At 42.4% G+C, this 18761-nt stretch carries 12 protein-coding genes and 1 riboswitch; of the genes, 5 read left to right on the forward strand and 7 right to left on the reverse strand.

The window, feature by feature from the left end; genetic code table 11:
• Positions 1-37: 37 nt before the first annotated feature.
• Positions 38-2413, reverse strand: a complete 2376-nt coding sequence (lptD, locus tag PR834_RS18455; RefSeq protein WP_153674097.1) for an LPS assembly protein LptD — start codon at positions 2411-2413, stop codon at positions 38-40.
• Positions 2414-2591: 178 nt separating this feature from the next.
• Here lptD and djlA point away from each other — a divergent pair, with 178 nt between their 5' ends.
• Positions 2592-3407 (forward strand): co-chaperone DjlA, encoded by an 816-nt coding sequence (gene djlA, locus PR834_RS18460; RefSeq protein WP_004257658.1) that lies wholly within the window; start codon positions 2592-2594, stop codon positions 3405-3407.
• A 445-nt stretch (positions 3408-3852) separates the two neighbouring features.
• Here djlA and rluA read toward each other — a convergent pair whose 3' ends face one another.
• From rluA to thiB, 6 genes are all read right to left on the reverse strand, one after another.
• On the reverse strand, positions 3853-4506 hold the full coding sequence (gene rluA / locus PR834_RS18465; RefSeq protein ID WP_262960734.1) for a bifunctional tRNA pseudouridine(32) synthase/23S rRNA pseudouridine(746) synthase RluA: 654 nt from the start codon (positions 4504-4506) through the stop codon (positions 3853-3855).
• Positions 4507-4650: 144 nt separating this feature from the next.
• On the reverse strand, positions 4651-7557 hold the full coding sequence (gene rapA / locus PR834_RS18470) for an RNA polymerase-associated protein RapA (RefSeq protein ID WP_262960733.1): 2907 nt from the start codon (positions 7555-7557) through the stop codon (positions 4651-4653).
• A 377-nt stretch (positions 7558-7934) separates the two neighbouring features.
• On the reverse strand, positions 7935-10286 hold the full coding sequence (locus tag PR834_RS18475; RefSeq protein ID WP_272536853.1) for a DNA polymerase II: 2352 nt from the start codon (positions 10284-10286) through the stop codon (positions 7935-7937).
• Between the two features lie 63 nt (positions 10287-10349).
• Positions 10350-11060 carry a thiamine ABC transporter ATP-binding protein ThiQ gene (gene thiQ / locus PR834_RS18480; RefSeq protein ID WP_206277535.1) on the reverse strand — a complete coding sequence of 237 codons (711 nt, stop codon included), beginning with the start codon at positions 11058-11060 and terminating at the stop codon, positions 10350-10352.
• On the reverse strand, positions 11053-12657 hold the full coding sequence (gene thiP, locus PR834_RS18485; RefSeq protein ID WP_196725186.1) for a thiamine/thiamine pyrophosphate ABC transporter permease ThiP: 1605 nt from the start codon (positions 12655-12657) through the stop codon (positions 11053-11055). The genes thiQ and thiP overlap by 8 nt, the downstream gene beginning before the upstream one ends.
• The gene (gene thiB, locus PR834_RS18490) at positions 12633-13637 is read right to left on the reverse strand and encodes a thiamine ABC transporter substrate binding subunit (protein WP_196725187.1); all 1005 of its coding nucleotides are present in this window, start codon (positions 13635-13637) and stop codon (positions 12633-12635) included. The genes thiP and thiB overlap by 25 nt, the downstream gene beginning before the upstream one ends.
• 58 nt (positions 13638-13695) lie before the next feature.
• Positions 13696-13793: riboswitch (TPP riboswitch) on the reverse strand.
• 112 nt (positions 13794-13905) lie between these two features.
• Here thiB and rppH point away from each other — a divergent pair.
• From rppH to PR834_RS18510, 4 genes are all read left to right on the forward strand, one after another.
• On the forward strand, positions 13906-14439 hold the full coding sequence (gene rppH, locus PR834_RS18495; RefSeq protein ID WP_004257639.1) for an RNA pyrophosphohydrolase: 534 nt from the start codon (positions 13906-13908) through the stop codon (positions 14437-14439).
• A 3-nt stretch (positions 14440-14442) separates the two neighbouring features.
• On the forward strand, positions 14443-16689 hold the full coding sequence (gene ptsP, locus PR834_RS18500) for a phosphoenolpyruvate--protein phosphotransferase (protein ID WP_136134319.1): 2247 nt from the start codon (positions 14443-14445) through the stop codon (positions 16687-16689).
• 162 nt (positions 16690-16851) lie between these two features.
• Entirely contained in the window at positions 16852-17748 is an 897-nt protein-coding gene (lgt, locus tag PR834_RS18505) for a prolipoprotein diacylglyceryl transferase (protein WP_112307518.1), read from the forward strand.
• Between the two features lie 119 nt (positions 17749-17867).
• Positions 17868-18719: a thymidylate synthase gene (locus PR834_RS18510; protein WP_094961114.1), complete on the forward strand. Its 852-nt coding sequence runs from the start codon at positions 17868-17870 to the stop codon at positions 18717-18719.
• The last annotated feature ends 42 nt before the right edge of the window (positions 18720-18761 follow it).

An 18761-nucleotide genomic window follows, 5' to 3' on the forward strand; every position in this document is an offset into this window, starting at 1 on the left:
CCCCTGAGTTATTGACAGTAACTCTATGTTATTTTTATCAGAAAGCACGTTGATAAGGCATAATGCCACTTTCTAACATCTTCTGACTACCTAAACTATGATTGTTATTTAGGCCTCTAAGTTCCACATTGATTGACCATTTATTATCATATTCACTGCTGAACTTCTCTTTTTGCCAACCAACTATCTTACGTTCATAGCCAAGATTGACCGCCCAGCAGCAAGTATTGTATTGCAAACCAACAAGTTGGCTCGCAGGTTGCTGTTGTTTGGTATCATAATAATATGAGCCCACAAAACCCCAGCGCTCGCTTAATGGCCAACTAACTACAGTACCCACCTGTGAAATACCACGTTGGTATTCAGGCAGTGTATAGGTATAGCCGCCATTCGCAGTATCTTCACGACGGAAGGTCGCTTGAATATAATCGCGGTCAACGAAACGGTAGTTCAACTGAACTAAACGATCGGCATCTAAACGGTATTCTGCAACCGCATTCCCCATGGTGACATTACCGAGGCGGCGGTCATATTGTAAACCACCACGCAAGCCCCAGTTATCATCAATTCGCCACATAGAGTCGGTGGCCCACAATAATGAACCAGTGTTACTTTTATCATCAATTGGGCGATTTGAATCACCCGCACGTGGGCGTTCGAAATAATAAATTTGACCTACTGAGAAATTAAACCGCTCAGCTAAAGCATCATCATACACGCGGGTTGTAACACCTGTGGTGAACTGGTTTGCAGAGGCGATACGGTCAAGGCCACTGTAAATTCGGTCACGGAATAAACCACTATAGTCTGACTGCAACAATGAAGAGTCAAAGTTATTGATATTATCTTGATCTTTATACGGAATATATAAATATTGGACACGTGGTTCTAATGTTTGAACGAAATCACTACCTTGGAAAAGGTCTCGTTCGAAGACAACTTTTGCATCGCTTTTAAACATTGGTAGAACACGTGTCACATTTTTTTCTAAGCTTTTATCTGTATTCGAGCGTGGGATATCTTGGTCGTAATGAGTCGCATACAATTTGATGCTGTTATTCATATTCGCCCAGCCATTAGATAATGGCAGGTTTACTTCTGGCTCGATGTGTAAGCGAGTTGCATCAGGGTTATTTTTCCCCACACTCGTAAAGCGAGCAGCTTGTGCGTAAGTATGCACATCAAAGGCACCTAAATTATTTTTATAATAATTGAAGTCCACTTGTGGCTCTGCTTTATAAGCTCGTTTGTTGGGGTTATCAGCAAAAATTTGGAATTGTTTGTGAGTAACTTTTGCATTCCAGTTTGTATCTGAATAACCTGCACTGAATTTTTGAGTGGCATAGCCATCAGTGGTACTACCATACTGGGAACTAAAGTCAGTAAAATAGCTAGGGTCGCTCACTTTGGTATAGTCAGAGCTGAAGTTCCAGTGTTCCGCGTAAGTCCCAGAATGGCGCCAATAGAATAACCAACGGTCATCACTATCACGGTCTTCACGCTTACCACGTTCTTTGTCCTTGATATAAGCTCGGTCATGATTTAGAAAATCAAAGGCCACGGTGCCTGTACCAGGAGCAATGAGATAACGGAATTCATTGTTTAATTTTACACCACGGTGGGTCATAAACTGTGGGGTAATCGTGGCATCGTAGTTTGGCGCAATATTCCAATAATAAGGTAATGAGAACTCTAGCCCATCGTTACTTGAATAGCTTCCCGTCGGAATTAAAAAACCGGAACGGCGTTTATTACCAATCGGCAATTGCATATATGGGCTATAGAAAATAGGCACGTCACCCACTTTAAAACGTGCATGCCAAATTTCAGCCACTTCTTCTTCGCGGTCGATAATCACTTCAGAGCCCGCAACGCTCCAGCTATTATTGCCGGGCAAACAGGTCGTGAATGTGCCATTTTCCATAATAGAATAACGGTTTTCACCACGCATTTTCATTTTCGTCGCATCACCACGTCCCTGACGGCCTACCATCATGTAGTTACCATCATTCACATCAGTGTTTTTATTATCTAAGTTAGACCACGCAGAAGGGCCTTTTAAGATAATTTGTGGGTCATCGTAGTGAACATTACCGGTGGCGGTTACTTCACGGACAGGAAGTTCACCCGCAGTTTCTGTTTGCGTGAGTTTAACCTTATCAGCGGTTAATGTTTGGTTCCCTTGTTGAATATCGACATTACCTTCATATTCAACAAAATTCGGGTATTCACCACGGACATCTTCAGCGGTAATGTGAATCGGCAGGTCGTTAGGGTCACCTTTTACAATCGGTTTTGTGTAAACAGGGACACCCAGCATACACTGCTGTGCAAGGTCAGCATGCGCTTGCTGACTATAAATTGCCGCCCATACCATGGTGGCGAGTAGTGTTGGATAGCTTTTTTTCATCATTAAATATGGGGTTCCGTCATCATTGGCATCGCCAGCAAACGCTCAAAGACTAACTTAGCCAACCACTTTGCGCCAGTATAATGTAAGAAACTTTACGCGCGGGTAGTTATGCATAGAGCTGAATGAATAGTATGATAATGCAAAATTGCATTTTGAGCATTGAAGAATTGAGGGATATATGCACTATTGGGGCAAAATTATTGGCGTTATACTCGCAATCGTCTCTGGATTGGGTTTTTGGGGGGCGCTAATTGGGTTAATTATTGGGCATGGTTTTGATAAAGCATCGATTCAACGTAAATTTGCAGGGAGAATGAATAAGCGTGATCGCCAAATTATTTTCTTTGCTAGCACTTTCCAAATTTTGGGGCATTTAACGAAGTCCAAAGGCCGTGTAACCGAGACAGATATTCAGCTTGCAACCAATTTAATGGACAGAATGCAATTACACGGAGAAACACGAAAAGCGGCTCAACAAGCATTTAGAGAAGGCAAATCCCCTAACTTTCCATTACGTGATGTATTAAAACAATTACGTATGGCCTGTTATGGCCGTTTTGACTTGATTCAGATGTTTCTGGAAATTCAATTACAGGCAGCTTTTGCAGATGGGCAGCTACATCCGAACGAACGAAAAGTATTGTTTATTATTGCCGAAGAATTAGGGATTTCTAAGGTTCAGTTTGAACAGTTCTTGGATATGATCCAAAGTGGTCGCCAATTTGGCCAAGGGTACTCTCAGCAGCAATCAGGCGGGTATTATCAGCAATCAAATGGCCCAACCCTTGAAGATGCTTGTAAAGTCCTTGGTGTGTCCCCGAGTGATGACCCAACAAAAATTAAGCGTGCCTATCGTAAATTAATGAGCGAACATCACCCAGATAAATTGGTTGCGAAAGGTTTGCCGCCAGAAATGATGGAGATTGCTAAGCAAAAGGCGCAGTCTATCCAAGCCGCTTATGACTTAGTTAAGAAGGAGCTCGGCTTCAAATAAATTTCCCCGTCATATTTCGCGCCGCAGCGTTGTTGGCTGCGCTCGCGAACCCTAGTCACATACTACTGTATGCTCCTAGGAATTCGCTCTCTTGCCGCCTAGCTGCATCACGAACTATTTAGGGGAAATCAGGCTAACGAAGAAAAACCAAAAAATCTCGCTTTGTTGTCTTCATTCATGAACCCTAGTCACGTAGTTATCTACGCTCCTAAGGATTTGCTCTCTTGCCGCCTAGCTGCAACACGAACTATTTAGGGGAAATCAGGGGAATAATTAAAATGGATTATTTCGCTTCCGTTTTTTGTTGGCTGCGCTCGCGCACCCTAGTTACATAGTTATGTATGTTCTTAGGGTAAAAACAAACGGGAAAATAATCAGCGCAAAAATAGAGTGAGTTAATTTCTGCACTGGTAATATTGAAATCTAATCAATCGATTAGAGACCGTTAAAAATCCGGTGGGCAGGTAAAATGCATTGGCGTGCCGTATTCAGGGTGGGTGATGTATAATTCCTGAGCATGTAATTGTAAGCGAGTAGCTAGCGCTTTGGCCTCATCGTGTGCATAGAAGCGATCACCAAGGATAGGGTGACCTAATGCTAACATATGGACTCTAAGTTGGTGCGAACGACCCGTAATAGGGGAAAGCTTTACGCGAGTGGCTTGTTCTTCGTATTGTAAAACTTGGTATTCAGTTTGTGCTGATTTCCCTGTTTCGAAACACACTTTTTGCTTAGGGCGGTTTGGCCAATCACAAATTAGCGGCAAATCAACCAAGCCTTCTTCTTTTTCTAAATGACCCCAAACACGAGCAATATAGAATTTTTTCGGCTCACGCTCTCTAAATTGGCGTTTAAGTTCACGCTCAGCTTTTTTGTGCAGTGCCACAACCATTACGCCACTTGTCGCCATATCTAACCGATGTACGGATTCAGCGGCGGGAAAATCACGCTGAACACGGCTCATAATGCTGTCATGGTGCTCCGGCGCTTTTCCGGGAACAGAGAGTAACCCGCTAGGTTTATTCACCACAATGATGTGATCATCTTGGTAAAGTATATGCAACCAAGGTTCAATAGCAGGTTGGTAGGGTTCCATCATAACGTGTGTAACTCCGAAGCTTTTAAATAATTTCTCCCTCAGATGAGGGAGAAATAAGTGACTATTTTAGTTTACGCTTACTATAATTCAAATTACTAATAATAAGCTATTTGAATGAGCGACAGCGTACTCACAGCAAGTCGGCTACTGATGAGTTACCACAACTAAACGAATCGCATCTAGTCGCCATGTAGCTTGGTCGATATTAGTCATCAGTTGTTGGCGTTCTTCCTCAATAATATCAAGCTCTTCATCACGGATATTTGGGTTGACCGCTTTTAGTGCTTCTAAACGAGAAAGCTCCAACGTTAGCGCCTTATCAGCCGCTTCTTTTGCATTTTCTATCAATGCCTTGGCTTCTTTTTCGATCATCGGCTCAGATAAGCGTAATACCGAATGAACCTCATTTTGTACTGCATTGACCAGTTTGCTTGCCATATGGCGGTTAATGGCATTTAATTGGCGGTTAAAACTTTCAAACTCAACTTGAGATGATAAGTTATTACCTTTTAAATCAATTAATAAGCGTACCGGAGTTGCGGGTAAGAAACGGCTAATTTGCAGGTTCTTAGGTGCTTGCGCTTCCACAACGTAAATCAGTTCAGTCAATAAGGTGCCAACAGGCAGCGCTTTGTTTTTCAATAAAGAAACCGCACAGCTGCCGGTATCGCCAGATAGCACTAAATCTAAACCATTACGAATAATAGGGTGCTCCCAGCTGATAAACTGCGTGTCTTCACGAGAAAGCGCTTGCTCTCTATCAAACGTGATGGTGCAACCATCTTGAGAAAGTCCTGGGAAATCAGGTACTAACATATGGTCTGAAGGTGTGAGGATAATCAGGTTATCACTTTTATCTTCTTGATTAATACCGACAATATCAAAAAGATTGAGAGCAAAGTTAACCAATTCAGTATCATTATCACCTTCGCCAATTTCTTCAGCCAACAGATTACCAGACTCGCCACCGTTTGAATGCATTTCAAGTAAACGGTCACGGCCTTGTTCCAATTGCAATTTCAAGCTGTCATGCTCTGCACGGCAGGTTTTAATAAAATCATCAAAACCTTCTGTGACTGTCGGTTCAGCCATAAATTGCAGTAATGGTTGGTAGTATTTATCGTAGATAGCTCGGCCTGTTGGGCAGGTATGTTCAAAGGCATCTAAGCCTTCGTGATACCAGCGGATCAACACAGATTGTGCGGTATTTTCTAAATAAGGCACATGAATGCTGATATCACGGCTTTGTCCAATACGGTCTAAACGGCCGATACGTTGCTCGAGTAAGTCTGGATTAAACGGCAGGTCGAACATCACCAACTGGTTAGCAAATTGGAAGTTACGCCCTTCAGAACCGATTTCAGAACATAATAGAACCTGCGCGCCTTCTTCTTGAGAGGCGAAATAGGCAGCAGCTCGGTCACGTTCTAATAACGATAACCCTTCGTGGAACACGGCAGCACGAATCGCTTCGCGTTCACGTAACACTTGCTCCAATTGTAGTGCAGTTGCGGCTTTCGCGCAGATCACTAACACTTTTTCATGGCGGTTTGCGGTCAAAAAGCCCATTAACCACTCAACCCGCGGGTCAAAGTTCCACCACGTGGCGTTTTCACCTTCGAACTCTTGGTAAATTTGCTCAGGGTAGAGCATTTCTTTTGCACGTGTTTCAACGTCTTTTTTACTGCCCATAATACCAGCCACTTTAATTGCGGTTTGGTATTGGGTGGGCAATGGCATTTTTAACGAATGCAATTCACGACGAGGGAAGCCTTTGACGCCATTTCGGGTATTTCTGAACAACAGGCGGCTAGTACCATGGCGGTCCATTAACATGTTGATCAGCTCTTGGCGCGCGGCATTGCCATCTTCACCTTCAAGGTTTGCAGCCTTTAGCAGTGGTTCGATATCTTGTTCTTTGATTAATTCGTTAAGTAAATTTTGCTGGTCATTAGTCAGTTTGTCACCCGACAGCAACAGTGAAACCGCATCAGCAACAGGACGGTAGTTTTCTTGCTCAGCAATAAAGTCTTGGTAATCATGAAAACGGCTAGGGTCAAGTAAACGCAAGCGAGCGAAGTGGCTTTCTTGGCCAAGTTGCTCTGGTGTTGCCGTTAATAGCAAAATAGAAGGAATATTTTCAGCTAATGTTTCAATAACTTGATATTCGCGGCTCGGGGCGGTCTCACTCCACTGTAAGTGGTGAGCTTCGTCGACGACCATCATATCCCAGCCTGCTTCAACTAATTGGTCAAAACGCTGCTTGTTACGACGGACGAAATCCAGTGAACACAGAACGAGTTGTTCTGTTTCAAATGGGTTATCACTATCATGCTGTGCTTCACTGTAACGGCTATCATCAAACAAAGAAAAACGCAGATTAAAGCGGCGTAGCATCTCAACCAGCCATTGGTGCTGTAAGCTATCAGGAACAATAACTAAGACGCGCTCTGCACGGCCTGCCATTAATTGCTGGTGGATAATCATCCCCGCTTCAATGGTTTTACCTAAGCCGACTTCGTCAGCGAGTAATACACGCGGATGGTGGCGTTTTCCCACTTCATTGGCAATATGTAATTGGTGTGGGATCAGGCTTGCACGAATACCGCGTAGGCCTGTCGCTTGATGTTTGACTTGCTCGCTTTGGAATTTGCGCGCACGGAAGCGTAAAGCGAAACGGTCCATACGGTCAATTTGCCCAGCAAATAGACGATCTTGCGGCTTATTGAATGTGAGTTTGCTGTCAAGGAACACTTCTCTAAGGCTCACACCGGTTTCTTGCGTATCTAAACGTGTGCCGATGTAAGTCAATAATCCTTTATCTTCTTCAATGCTTTCAACTTGAAGTTGCCAGCCTTCGTGACTGGTAATGGTATCACCTTCATTAAACATCACTCGGGTAATAGGGGCATCACTGCTAGAGTAAAGGCGGTTTTCGCCACTAGCAGGAAAAAGCAACGTTACCATACGGGCATCAATTGCCACGACGGCACCTAATCCAAGTTCGCTTTCTGTATCGCTGATCCAGCGTTGACCAAGAGTAAATGGCATAGATTTAACTTAATTCCATAAAATTGAGAGTTTATTTTTTAGATTTTTTAAGACAATTTTTATCAGTGTCTTCGCCCAGTGTTGGTGTAGCTCATTAATAGTTACACAAGGAAGAGTTCGAATTATTTTAAAAATAGTCGTTACCTGATGATTAATTATACACATTTAATTATTCAAATTGCAGCAAAGTGAGCACTAAGGCGTTTGCTGGGCTTGTGGCCGAGACAATGAATCAGTCTATTTGAATTATAATGAGTATTGTTGATTATCACGCATAATTTGTGTAGCCAGACGTGCGAGACACCAAAGGGGCGATATATTAATTCAACCGAAGGCTATCGTCACCTGTTAAAAAAACATCAAAGGTAGAATAAATTTTAAAACAACAGGGTAATTTGCCCAGTTAGCAGGGTATCAAAGTCATCTTGTAAGAAAGGCAAGATAGCATCTGCTATTGGTTTGATTTGCTTGGAAATATAATGTTCGTAATCCGGTTTTGCCGTGATGATTTCCAGCGGTTCAGGCCCTGCCTGAGTGATAATATAGTTTATCCAACCACCATTTTGATATTGCAAAGGGCGCTGTAATTTTAAATTATAGTCATCAGCGTTACGAGCAGCTCGAACATGCGGAGGAACATTTTTTTGGTAATCAGTCAATTTTCGGCGCAGACGTTTACGGTAAACTAAACGGTCATCATATTGGCCTGAACGAATATTTTGCACATATTCACGAATATATTCACGGTAAGGTTGGCGATAAAAAATACGGGTATAGAGCTCTTTTTGGAATATTTGTGCTAAGGGGGTCCAGTCCGAGCGAATGGTTTCCAGCCCTCTAAATACCATGGTGTCTTTACTCAGCCCTGCATAGCGTTTTTTACTCCCCATTTCAGCACCACGTACCGTTGGCATCAAAAATCGGCGGTAATGGGTTTCATATTCAAGCTCTAAAACCCCCTCTAATTGCCATTCTTCAGCTAAATGTTTTTTCCACCAGCTATTCACGTAATCACGTAAAGCAAAGCCAATTTTTTGCGCTTGCTCTTCATTGTGGGCGTCTCGTAACCATACAAATGTGGAGTCGGTATCCCCATAAATAACTTGGTAACCCTGTGACTCAATCAAACGTTTGGTTGTACGCATAATTTCATGGCCACGCATGGTGATTGATGCAGTCAGTCTTGGGTCAAAAAAACGGCACCCTTCAGCGCCTAGTACCCCAGCAAATGCGTTCATAATAATTTTCAACGCTTGGGATAGTGGCGCATTATGCTCTTTTTTGGCTTTATCCCGTTCTTGCCAGATATGGCTGACAATATCGGGTAAACAGTGGGTTGTACGAGAAAACCAAGCTTGGCGAAAACCAGGAACAGAATATTCAAGGTCTGGATGCGCTAATCCTTCAATCATACCCGCAGGGTCGATGAGAAAAGTTCTAATAATTGAAGGATATAGGCTTTTATAATCCAAAACTAATACGGAGTCATATAGCCCAGGTTGGGAGTCCATGACAAAGCCCCCGGGGTTCAGTTGCATTTTATGTTCCGTCAGGTTGGGAGCGACAAAGCCAAGGCGGTGTAGACGGGGAATATAAAGGTGTGAGAATGCTGCAACAGATCCGCCCATTTTATCAACAGCAAGGCCAGTTACTGTTGAACGTTCTTGCAAGAAAGCCATTAAATCCGTTTTTTCAAAGATCCGATGGACTAAAATACAATCTTGAATATTGTAGTGTGCTAGAGCGGGTTTATCGTGAGCAAAGCGGCGGTTGATTTCATCCATTCGGTCATAAGGGGTATCAATCGCTTTACCTTCGCCAAGGAGTTCTTGAGCGACAAACTCTAAACTAAATGATGAAAAACTCCATGTTGCTGCTTTTAATGCATCAATACCATCAATAATTAACCGGCCTTCAGCAGCGGCAAAAAATACCCCTTGCTTAAAGCCATGCTCTCGCCACTCCAATTTTTTGTTTTGTCGACCAAACAATAATGGGATGCCATAACGCTCAGCATGCTTTTGTAATACTTGTAAGTCGAATTGGATTAGGTTCCAACCAATGATGGCATCAGGGTCATATTGGTGAAGCCATTCATTGAGCTTATGAAGTAATTGCGGGCGGCTATTCACATAGATTAAGCGATGTTCAGAGCTCAATGCAGGCCCTTGTTCTGGCCCTAACATAAATACCACATTGTCACCACAGCCAGACAGCCCTATAGAATAGAGTTCACCATGTTGGCTGGTTTCGATATCAAGGGAAACAGCTTTGATTAAGGGACGGTAGCCTTCGCAAGGTTTTAGTTGAAATTCTCCTTGCTGATTTTGAGAAAACCAGACAGAGGCCGCGATAAAGCGTTCCATTAGATACCGTTCACTTGGGCGAATATCTGTTTCTAATAATTCGACACCCAATTCGTTGCAGCTTTTTTCAAGATTCTGTAATTGTCGATATTGCTGGCAATAAATCGCATAGACTTTTTCGCGTTTAAAATCAATTAATCCAAGGAGCCGGTAGGTAATATTGGGTTGTTCATCTAATAGATGTTTTACTTGAGGGAATTGAGATTCAGCTAAAAAACCAATGGCTTTTTGATAGGGAACAGTGACCTTTTGAGGTTGGTTATTAGTGAGTAGCCAATAAGAGACCTCAACACCGTGGCGGGTGTCTTTCCAGTGACGGCTAAGAATAAAGCCTCTTTCTGCTGGAGCGATAAGTTGGGTCATTAGGCTACTCGCATAAAAAATAGTTACGATAAATATACGCGAATAGTGTGAATTTATACAGTGCTAATTATTGGAAACGCTTATGATACTCAGTAAAGCAGACGCAGCGCTTTGTCCCTGTAATAGGTATTGAGTATCACCATCGTAGGCAATATTACCTTCTGCAATAACCAGTGTCCGCGGGGCAATTTGTAAAGCATCATCAACATTATGAGAAACCATTAACAATGTGATTGATTTTTCTGCACAAATTTCCCTGAGTAATAGCAGCATTTCTCGGCGTAATGCAGGGTCGAGAGCTGAAAAAGGCTCATCAAGTAATAAAATTGGTTGATTGCGGATCATGCAGCGTGCTAATGCCGCGCGTTGACGTTGCCCCCCCGACAGTTGTGCTGGTAACCTATCTAAACATTCACTCAGGCTGACACGGCTCGCCATTTGCTCAACTCGCTGAATTTGCGTTTTATTCAGGCGTAAATTGGGTTGCAGTCCAAGACCAATGTTTTGCCGGATTGTCAGGTGTGAAAATAAATTATTTTCTTGAAATAACATAGAAACAGGGCGCTTAGCCGGAGGGCTAAAAGTATGGTCTTCGCCATTGAGCGCAATTGTACCGCTTTTGGGAAATTGAAAGCCGCTAATCAAGCTTAATAGCGTACTTTTCCCTGCACCACTTGGCCCCATAACTGCCACAGACTCACCGAACTGAACAGAAAAATCAAATGACATTGTCAGGTTGTCGTATTGGTAATCTAGCTGAGTCAATTTAATCATGGTGTTTTCCTGAGATACGTTCAATCAAGCTAAATAAGCAAAAGCAAAGTAATAATAATAACATGGCCGTAACAGCCCCATCGTTTGACCGGTAAGCCCCTATTTGCTGATAAAGATAATAAGGGAGCGTGCGGAAGTTATCATTGCCAAATAACGCGACAACACCAAAATCACCAATTGAGATAACACAAGCAAATGCGAGAGCTTGGGATATAGGTTTGCGTAATGCTTTAAGTTCAATAAGTTGGAAACGATTAAAACCAGAAATGCCAAGTGATTGGCACAATGGGTTATAGCGCTCAGCGCTGTCTCGCATGGGGTTTTCTAATACTTTTAACGCATAGGGAATGGCTAACAAAGCGTTAGTCATGATAACTAATGGGTAAGGGGATTCAGGTAAGCCCACCGTTTCATTAAAAAAGATAAAAAAACCTGTCGCGAGCACGATACCGGGCATGGCTAAAATAATTAACCCACTAAGTTCTAAGACTTGCCCTAGACGAACTGCTTGGCGTAAGCGCAATTCACGGCTGCTCCATAACAACATTAAGGTAAGTACCACGCAGACAGTACCAGCACACAGTGCAATAAACACAGAGGTTGCCGTGGCTTGCCATAAGGCGGGTTGCTGCAATACAGCCCAAAGTTGCCCATTTAACCCATCGAAAATAACCGCGAATAGTGGGGGAAGTAGCAATAACATGGCAGCGACAATGAGCAGCAGGTCACGAATACGACGAAATGCGTTATCAGCGGGGTCAACCCATTGCGCTTGGTGGCTAAAACCTACTGAAAATACACTATTTACTTTGTGGCAGATAAACATTAAACCGACACAGAAGAACAGCTGAATTAATGCCAAAATAGTGGCTCGCCCTAAATCAAAATCATAGTTAAGAGCTTGGTAAATAGCCAATTCGATAGTGGTTGCTGCAGGACCTCCGCCCAGAGCGAGCACAGTCGCAAAGCTGGCAAAGCACAGCATAAAAATTAACGCAGCAGTAGGTAATATTTGCCGCCGTAAATAAGGCCATTCTAAAATAGTAAATTGCTGCCACTCATTGAACCTCAGTTGTGCTGCAATTTGTCTCTGCTCAATAGCGATATTTTCTAAAGACTGTAATAGCATACGAGTCGCTAGTGGCATATTAAAGAAAACATGTGCTAGCAAAATGCCTTTTAGGCCATAAGGTGAAAAGGTGTAATTAAATCCCAGTAATTGACAAAGTTTAGCTAGCCAACCCGTCTGCCCGTAAACCGATAAAATACCAAATACGGCAACTAATACTGGAAGAACCAATGTCATTGCACATAGGCGTAAAAATAGAGTTCGCCCAAAAAAACGACGGCGATGTAATGCTCTTGCGAGAAAAATGGCAGGGATCACAGAAAAAATAGCAGATAAAAAAGCCTGCCAGAAAGTAAAACCAATTACATGCCACAAATAGCTATCGCTAATAATGTCAGTCATTGAAATTTCAGGTGCAAAAAACCACAGTGCACCAAAACTAATAAGTGCAACCGTAATCAGTAATCCGGAGGCCAACGCCCCCGGTAGTAGAGACAAATTAATTAGCGACTGACGGCGGTTTGCCATAAACGAGTCCAATTTTGGCGTTCTTTGGCCACTTCTTGAGAACTAAATTGTAAGGCTTTTTCAGGTAGAGGTAACTGGTTGTATACCTCAGGTAAGGGAATATCAATGACCGGATACATCCAGTTTGTTGTTGGCAGGGTATTTTGGAATTCAGGTGTTAAGACAAACTGCAAGAACTGCTTGGCAAGCTCTGGCTGTGGGCTATTTTTCAGCCTTGCTGCCACCTCAACTTGCATATAGTGACCCTCATTAAATAATGCCGCAGCATAGTTATCTTTTTGGTCATTAAGCATTTGATAACCCGGCGATGAGGTATAACTGAGTACAAAATCACCTTCCCCTTTTAAGAACAGGCCATAAGCTTCACTCCAACCTTTAGTTACGGTGAGTGTTTTGCCTGCCATTTTTTGCCATGCATCCGCAGACTTGTCGCCATACAGTTTTTCAATCCACAGCATTAAGCCAAGTCCGGGCGTACTGGTTCGAGGATCTTGGTAAATAATTTTCCAATTATTTTCACTATTTAATAATGCATCCATACTTGTTGGTGGTTGTTTAATTTTATTAGTGTCATATATGAATGCGAAATAGCCATAGTCATAAGGAATGAAGGTTGAGCTATCCCACGAAATAGGCAGCTTCAATACACTGGTATTAATGTCGGCAGAAGCAAACAGGCCTGTTTTTTCAGCAGAATCTAATAAATTATTATCTAACCCTAAAATCACATCTGCTTTGCTTTTTTTTCCTTCCATTCTGAGTCTGTTTAGCAGGGCTACACCATCCCCCAGCGCCACTATTTTTAATTCACAATCGCACTGCGCTTCGAAATTTTTTTTAATTTGTGGTCCTGGACCCCACTCTGCGGCAAAGGAATCGTAGGTATAAACAGTAAGCGTTGGTTTATCCGCCCATGCTAATTGACTTAAACTGAGTGCACCAAAGGTAAAGAACGATGCTATAATTTTGTTTTTAAACATGCTTTTTCCTGCGCTAAAAGATAGTGACACAGGATTTGAGGAGAAACCGGTGCAGATATGCAGACGGAGGCTCAAATCCCTACGCCGGTATTAACCGGATCAGGTTCTACGGGTTATTTCTCAGCCGAAATAAGTTCGGCACCCCGTTGAGATGTTCACTATTGTAGTGACTTCAGACATATCTGCAAACTGTATTGATATAGGTTTACCAGTTTAGGTATGTGTGAAACAATTAGGCATCTTTCAAATTTGGTTATTGAGGTAGTCTGTGATTGATGATGATGGCTACCGCCCGAATGTAGGAATTGTAATTTGTAATCGGCAAGGGCAAGTTTTATGGGCCCGCCGCTATGGTCAACACTCATGGCAGTTTCCTCAAGGAGGCATCAATCCTGGGGAATCGCCGGAACAGGCGATGTATCGTGAGCTATACGAAGAAGTCGGGCTACAGCGTAAAGATGTCAGGTTATTGGCATCTACCCGTAATTGGTTACGTTACAAATTACCCAAGCGTTTGGTGCGTTGGGATACAAAACCTGTTTGTATTGGGCAGAAACAGCGTTGGTTTTTACTTCAACTTCAATGCAATGATGCCGATATAAACGTGCAGCGCAGTAAATCGCCAGAATTTGATGGCTGGCGATGGGTCAGTTATTGGTATCCTGTTAGGCAGGTGGTTTCTTTCAAACGTGAAGTTTATCGGCGTGTCATGAAAGAATTCGCTCCCGTAGTTATGCCTTTACAGGAACAAAAATTACCACAACGGCCCTCTTTTAATAACCGTAGGCGTGGAGCAAAGTAGCCTATGTTGACGCGTTTACGTGAAATTGTCGAAAAAGTTGCAATGGCGACAAGTTTGACTGATGCGCTAGAAGTGTTGGTGAATGAGACCTGCAAAGCAATGAGAACAGACGTTTGTTCCATTTATTTAGCTGATCACCCTCGCCAATGCTATTACTTAATGGCAACCCGCGGGTTAAAAAAACCTAGCGGGATTGCTATTCGTCTAGGTTTTGATGAAGGTGTCGTAGGGGCCGTAGGGCGCCAGTCTGAGATGCTCAATCTAGCCGATATTCGTGAACATCCTCAATATAAATTCCTGCCTCAGCTTAAAGAAGAACAATTAAAAGCTTTCTTAGGTGTTCCCGTGGTATACCGTCGCCAATTATTAGGCGTGCTGGTCGTACAGCAACGGGAAAAACGGCTGTTTAATGAAACCGAAGAATCTTTCATGGTAACGTTGTCGATGCAACTCGCCGTGATTTTGTCGCAAGCACAAGCAAAAGGTATTTTTGGGCAATATCGGCAAAATAGAATTAAAGCGATTCCTGTATCACAAGGAATTGCAATGGCTTATGGATGGCAAGATAGTTCCCAACCTTCTTTAGATAGTATTTTTCAAGCAAGCGCTATTGATATCGACAAAGAAAAACAACGCCTTGTCGCCGCCCTCGAAAGTGCTACAGCGGAATGTCGTCGTATTAGTAAACGTTTTATGGCGAGCTCGGCAAAAGAAAGTGCGGCGATATTTGATCTCTATAATCATTTACTGAGTGACCCGCAGCTAAAAAAACATCTGTTTGCCGCCATCAATGATAACGCAACTGCTGAATGGGCAGTTAAAACAGTTATTGAAAATTATGTAGAGCAGTTTTCTCGCCTGCGTGACCTTTATTTAAGGGAAAGAGGGGCAGATTTAAAAGCATTAGGTCAACGCTTATTATTTCATCTTGATGATTCACTTACCGCAAATGAGCAATGGCCAGAACGTTTTATTTTAGTTGCTGATGAATTAAGTGCTAGTGTATTGGCGGAGTTACCTATTGAGCAACTTGCTGGTGTGGTCGTGCGTGACGGAGCAACGCATTCTCATTCCGCTATCTTAATCAGAGCTATGGGAATTCCTGCAATTATGGGCGCGGATATTGAGCCTTCGTTATTACATAACCGCCATTTAATATTGGATGGTTACCGTGGTGAGCTCTTTATTGAACCTGAAAATTTAATTGTTCAGGAATACCAGCAAATCATTGAAGAAGAAAATGTTATTAGTCGCTTAGCGGAAGGAACTCTTGAACAAGATGCAACACTTAAAGGCGGCGAACAAGTTCATATTTACCTTAATGCAGGTTTAAGTCCGCGCTACGAGCAACAGATTAACACAGGGGTTGATGGCGTTGGCCTGTATCGTACTGAACTGCCTTTTATGTTGCACAATGGTTTTCCCTCGGAAGATGAGCAAAAACAACTCTATAAAGAAGTTTTACAACTTTTCCCTACCAAGCCTGTAGTGTTAAGAACCCTTGATATAGGGGCTGACAAACAGTTGCCATACATGCCAATTAGCGAAGAAAACCCAAGCTTAGGCTGGCGCGGTATTCGCATCATGTTGGACCAGCCCGAGATTTTTTTAATCCAGCTAAGGGCTATGTTACGGGCGAATATGTTTTCAGGTAATTTACGTATTTTATTACCGATGGTGACCAGTGTTAATGAGATAGACGAAGCAATTTTGCTGATAAAAAGAGCAAGGGACGAAGTGAGTTTTTTATTAAAAATGCCAGTTGAGATGCCCCAAATTGGTATTATGCTTGAAGTTCCTTCTTTGCTATTTCTATTACCGGAAATAAAAAAACGCGTTGATTTTATCTCTATCGGGACTAATGACTTTACACAATATTTACTTGCTGTTGACCGTAATAACACCCATGTAGCGGCGCTATATGATAATCTTCATCCCTCAATTGTGCGCTTTTTAGCAAAAGTAAGTGAAGAGTGCCAACGCCTTCAACTCCCTGTAAGTGTTTGTGGGGAAATGGCAGGGCAGCCACTCAGCGCAATGGTATTAATTGCTCTAGGATATCGCTCCTTAAGTATGAGTGGGCGTAGTGTTCCTCGCATGAAATATTTAATCCGCCAGCTTGACCCAGCCTTGATGTCGCAGTTAGTACCTAAGTTATTGGCTGCGGAAACGAGTGATAGTGTCAGGCTAGAGGCGAGTGAATTTATGGAGCAACACCATTTAGGCGGTTTTGTACGTGGTGGGATTTAACTTACAACAAGATGTAAGTATTTAATTTGGTTTAGTTTGAAAAATATCAAGTATAAATGACTATACTTTTTGTTGTATGCTTCAGGGGCTTCACAAATTGAAGCCTGTTGAATACGTAATAGTCGACGAGTAGTTGGCTTAATGATTAAAAAGTGGGGAACAATGAGTAACAACTACTTAGCATTTCCGGAAATAGATCCTGTTATGTTCTCGATTGGGCCAGTATCGTTACACTGGTATGGCTTTATGTACCTTGTTGGCTTTGTTTTTGCCCTTTGGCTAGCAGGGCGTCGCGCTGCAAAACCCAATAGTGGCTGGACAAAAAACGAAGTAGAAAACTTGCTGTATGTTGGCTTTGTTGGCGTATTTGTCGGTGGTCGGTTAGGTTACGTTTTCTTTTATAATCTCCCTGTTTTTCTTGATGATCCTTTATATCTATTTAAGGTTTGGGATGGTGGCATGTCCTTCCATGGCGGCCTAATCGGTGTGATATGTGCCATGATGTGGTTTGCTCACCGTACTCGCCGTCGTTTCCTGCAAGTATCTGACTTTGTTGCACCATTGATCCCATTTGGCTTAGGCATGGGCCGTATTGGGAACTTTATTAATGGGGAGCTATGGGGACGAGTAACACTCGATACGCCATGGGCATTTTTATTCCCACATTCACGCAGTGAAGATATTCAACTTGCCGCACAGGACCCTTCGTTATTACCCATATTAGAGCAGTATGGTGTGCTACCAAGACACCCATCACAGCTTTATGAAATGTTCTTAGAGGGAATTGTTCTGTTCCTTATTTTGAACTTATTTGTGCGTAAACCTCGCCCAATGGGGAGTGTTTCTGGGTTATTCTTGATTGGTTATGGTGCATTTAGGATTATTGTTGAATTCTTTAGGCAACCAGACGCACAGCTTGGTTTATTTGGTGGTATTAGTATGGGACAAATTCTATCAATTCCGATGATTATTATTGGCGTTCTGATGATTGTTTGGGCTTACAAATATGGCAAAAATGTGCCAGCCCATAAGCCACTGAAAGAGCCTAAAAAGAGTTAATAAGTACAATTATTGGGGCTAACTTAGTCTGTTGAATATAACTATTTTGTAAATAAAGCAATGAAGTACAACAAGACAAAGGTTAGCCACTTAAGTTATTTTTTTAAAAGAGAGTCTCTATGAAGCCGTATCTTGATTTATGCCAACGTATTATTGATGAAGGGCAATGGGTTGAGAATAAACGAACAGGTGTTCGTTGTTTAACCGTTATTAACGCTGACCTTGAATATGATGTGGGCAATAATCAATTCCCCTTGATTACGACTCGTAAAAGCTTTTATAAAGCGGCGATAGCTGAGCTTCTTGGTTATCTACGTGGCTACGACAATGCGGCTCAATTTCGTGAAATTGGTTGTAATACATGGAATGCCAATGCAAATGAGAACCAAGCATGGCTGAATAACCCTTATCGCAAAGGTGAGGATGATATGGGCCGCGTATATGGAGTTCAAGGGCGCTCATGGCAACGCCCAGATGGAACACATTTAGATCAGCTGAAAAAAGTCGTCAATAACTTAAAAAATGGAATTGATGACCGCGCAGAAATTATCACTTTCTATAACCCTGGTGAATTTGAAATGGGTTGCTTGCGTCCCTGCATGCATACTCATACTTTTTCATTGTTAGGTGATACCTTACATTTAACATCTTACCAACGTAGCTGTGATGTACCGCTCGGTTTAAATTTCAACCAAGTACAATGCTTTGTTTTACTCGCTCTAATGGCTCGTATTACAGGGCATAAAGCAGGTAAGGCTTACCATAAAATTGTGAATGCACATATTTATGAAAACCAACTGACTTTAATGCGTGATGTCCAACTAAAACGTGAGCCGTTTGCTTCCCCTTCATTGTTTATTAACCCCAAAATTCAGTCATTAGAAGACCTCGAAACATGGGTGACTTCGGATGATTTTACTCTCGAAGGGTACCAGTGCCATGAGGCTATCAAATATCCGTTTACTGTTTGATTAGCGAATAAATTGTTTACTAAGATGGTTTTATCGAAAAGC

This window comes from Providencia sp. PROV182 (assembly GCF_028480325.1).
Taxonomy (GTDB): domain Bacteria; phylum Pseudomonadota; class Gammaproteobacteria; order Enterobacterales; family Enterobacteriaceae; genus Providencia; species Providencia hangzhouensis.

Coding starts and splice junctions, on each gene's coding strand:
- lptD (WP_153674097.1), bottom strand. CDS start 2,413: ATGATGAAAAAAAGCTATCCAACACTACTCGCCACCATGGTATGGGCG.
- djlA (WP_004257658.1), top strand. CDS start 2,592: ATGCACTATTGGGGCAAAATTATTGGCGTTATACTCGCAATCGTCTCT.
- rluA (WP_262960734.1), bottom strand. CDS start 4,506: ATGATGGAACCCTACCAACCTGCTATTGAACCTTGGTTGCATATACTT.
- rapA (WP_262960733.1), bottom strand. CDS start 7,557: ATGCCATTTACTCTTGGTCAACGCTGGATCAGCGATACAGAAAGCGAA.
- PR834_RS18475 (WP_272536853.1), bottom strand. CDS start 10,286: ATGACCCAACTTATCGCTCCAGCAGAAAGAGGCTTTATTCTTAGCCGT.
- thiQ (WP_206277535.1), bottom strand. CDS start 11,060: ATGATTAAATTGACTCAGCTAGATTACCAATACGACAACCTGACAATG.
- thiP (WP_196725186.1), bottom strand. CDS start 12,657: ATGGCAAACCGCCGTCAGTCGCTAATTAATTTGTCTCTACTACCGGGG.
- thiB (WP_196725187.1), bottom strand. CDS start 13,637: ATGTTTAAAAACAAAATTATAGCATCGTTCTTTACCTTTGGTGCACTC.
- ptsP (WP_136134319.1), top strand. CDS start 14,443: ATGTTGACGCGTTTACGTGAAATTGTCGAAAAAGTTGCAATGGCGACA.
- lgt (WP_112307518.1), top strand. CDS start 16,852: ATGAGTAACAACTACTTAGCATTTCCGGAAATAGATCCTGTTATGTTC.
- PR834_RS18510 (WP_094961114.1), top strand. CDS start 17,868: ATGAAGCCGTATCTTGATTTATGCCAACGTATTATTGATGAAGGGCAA.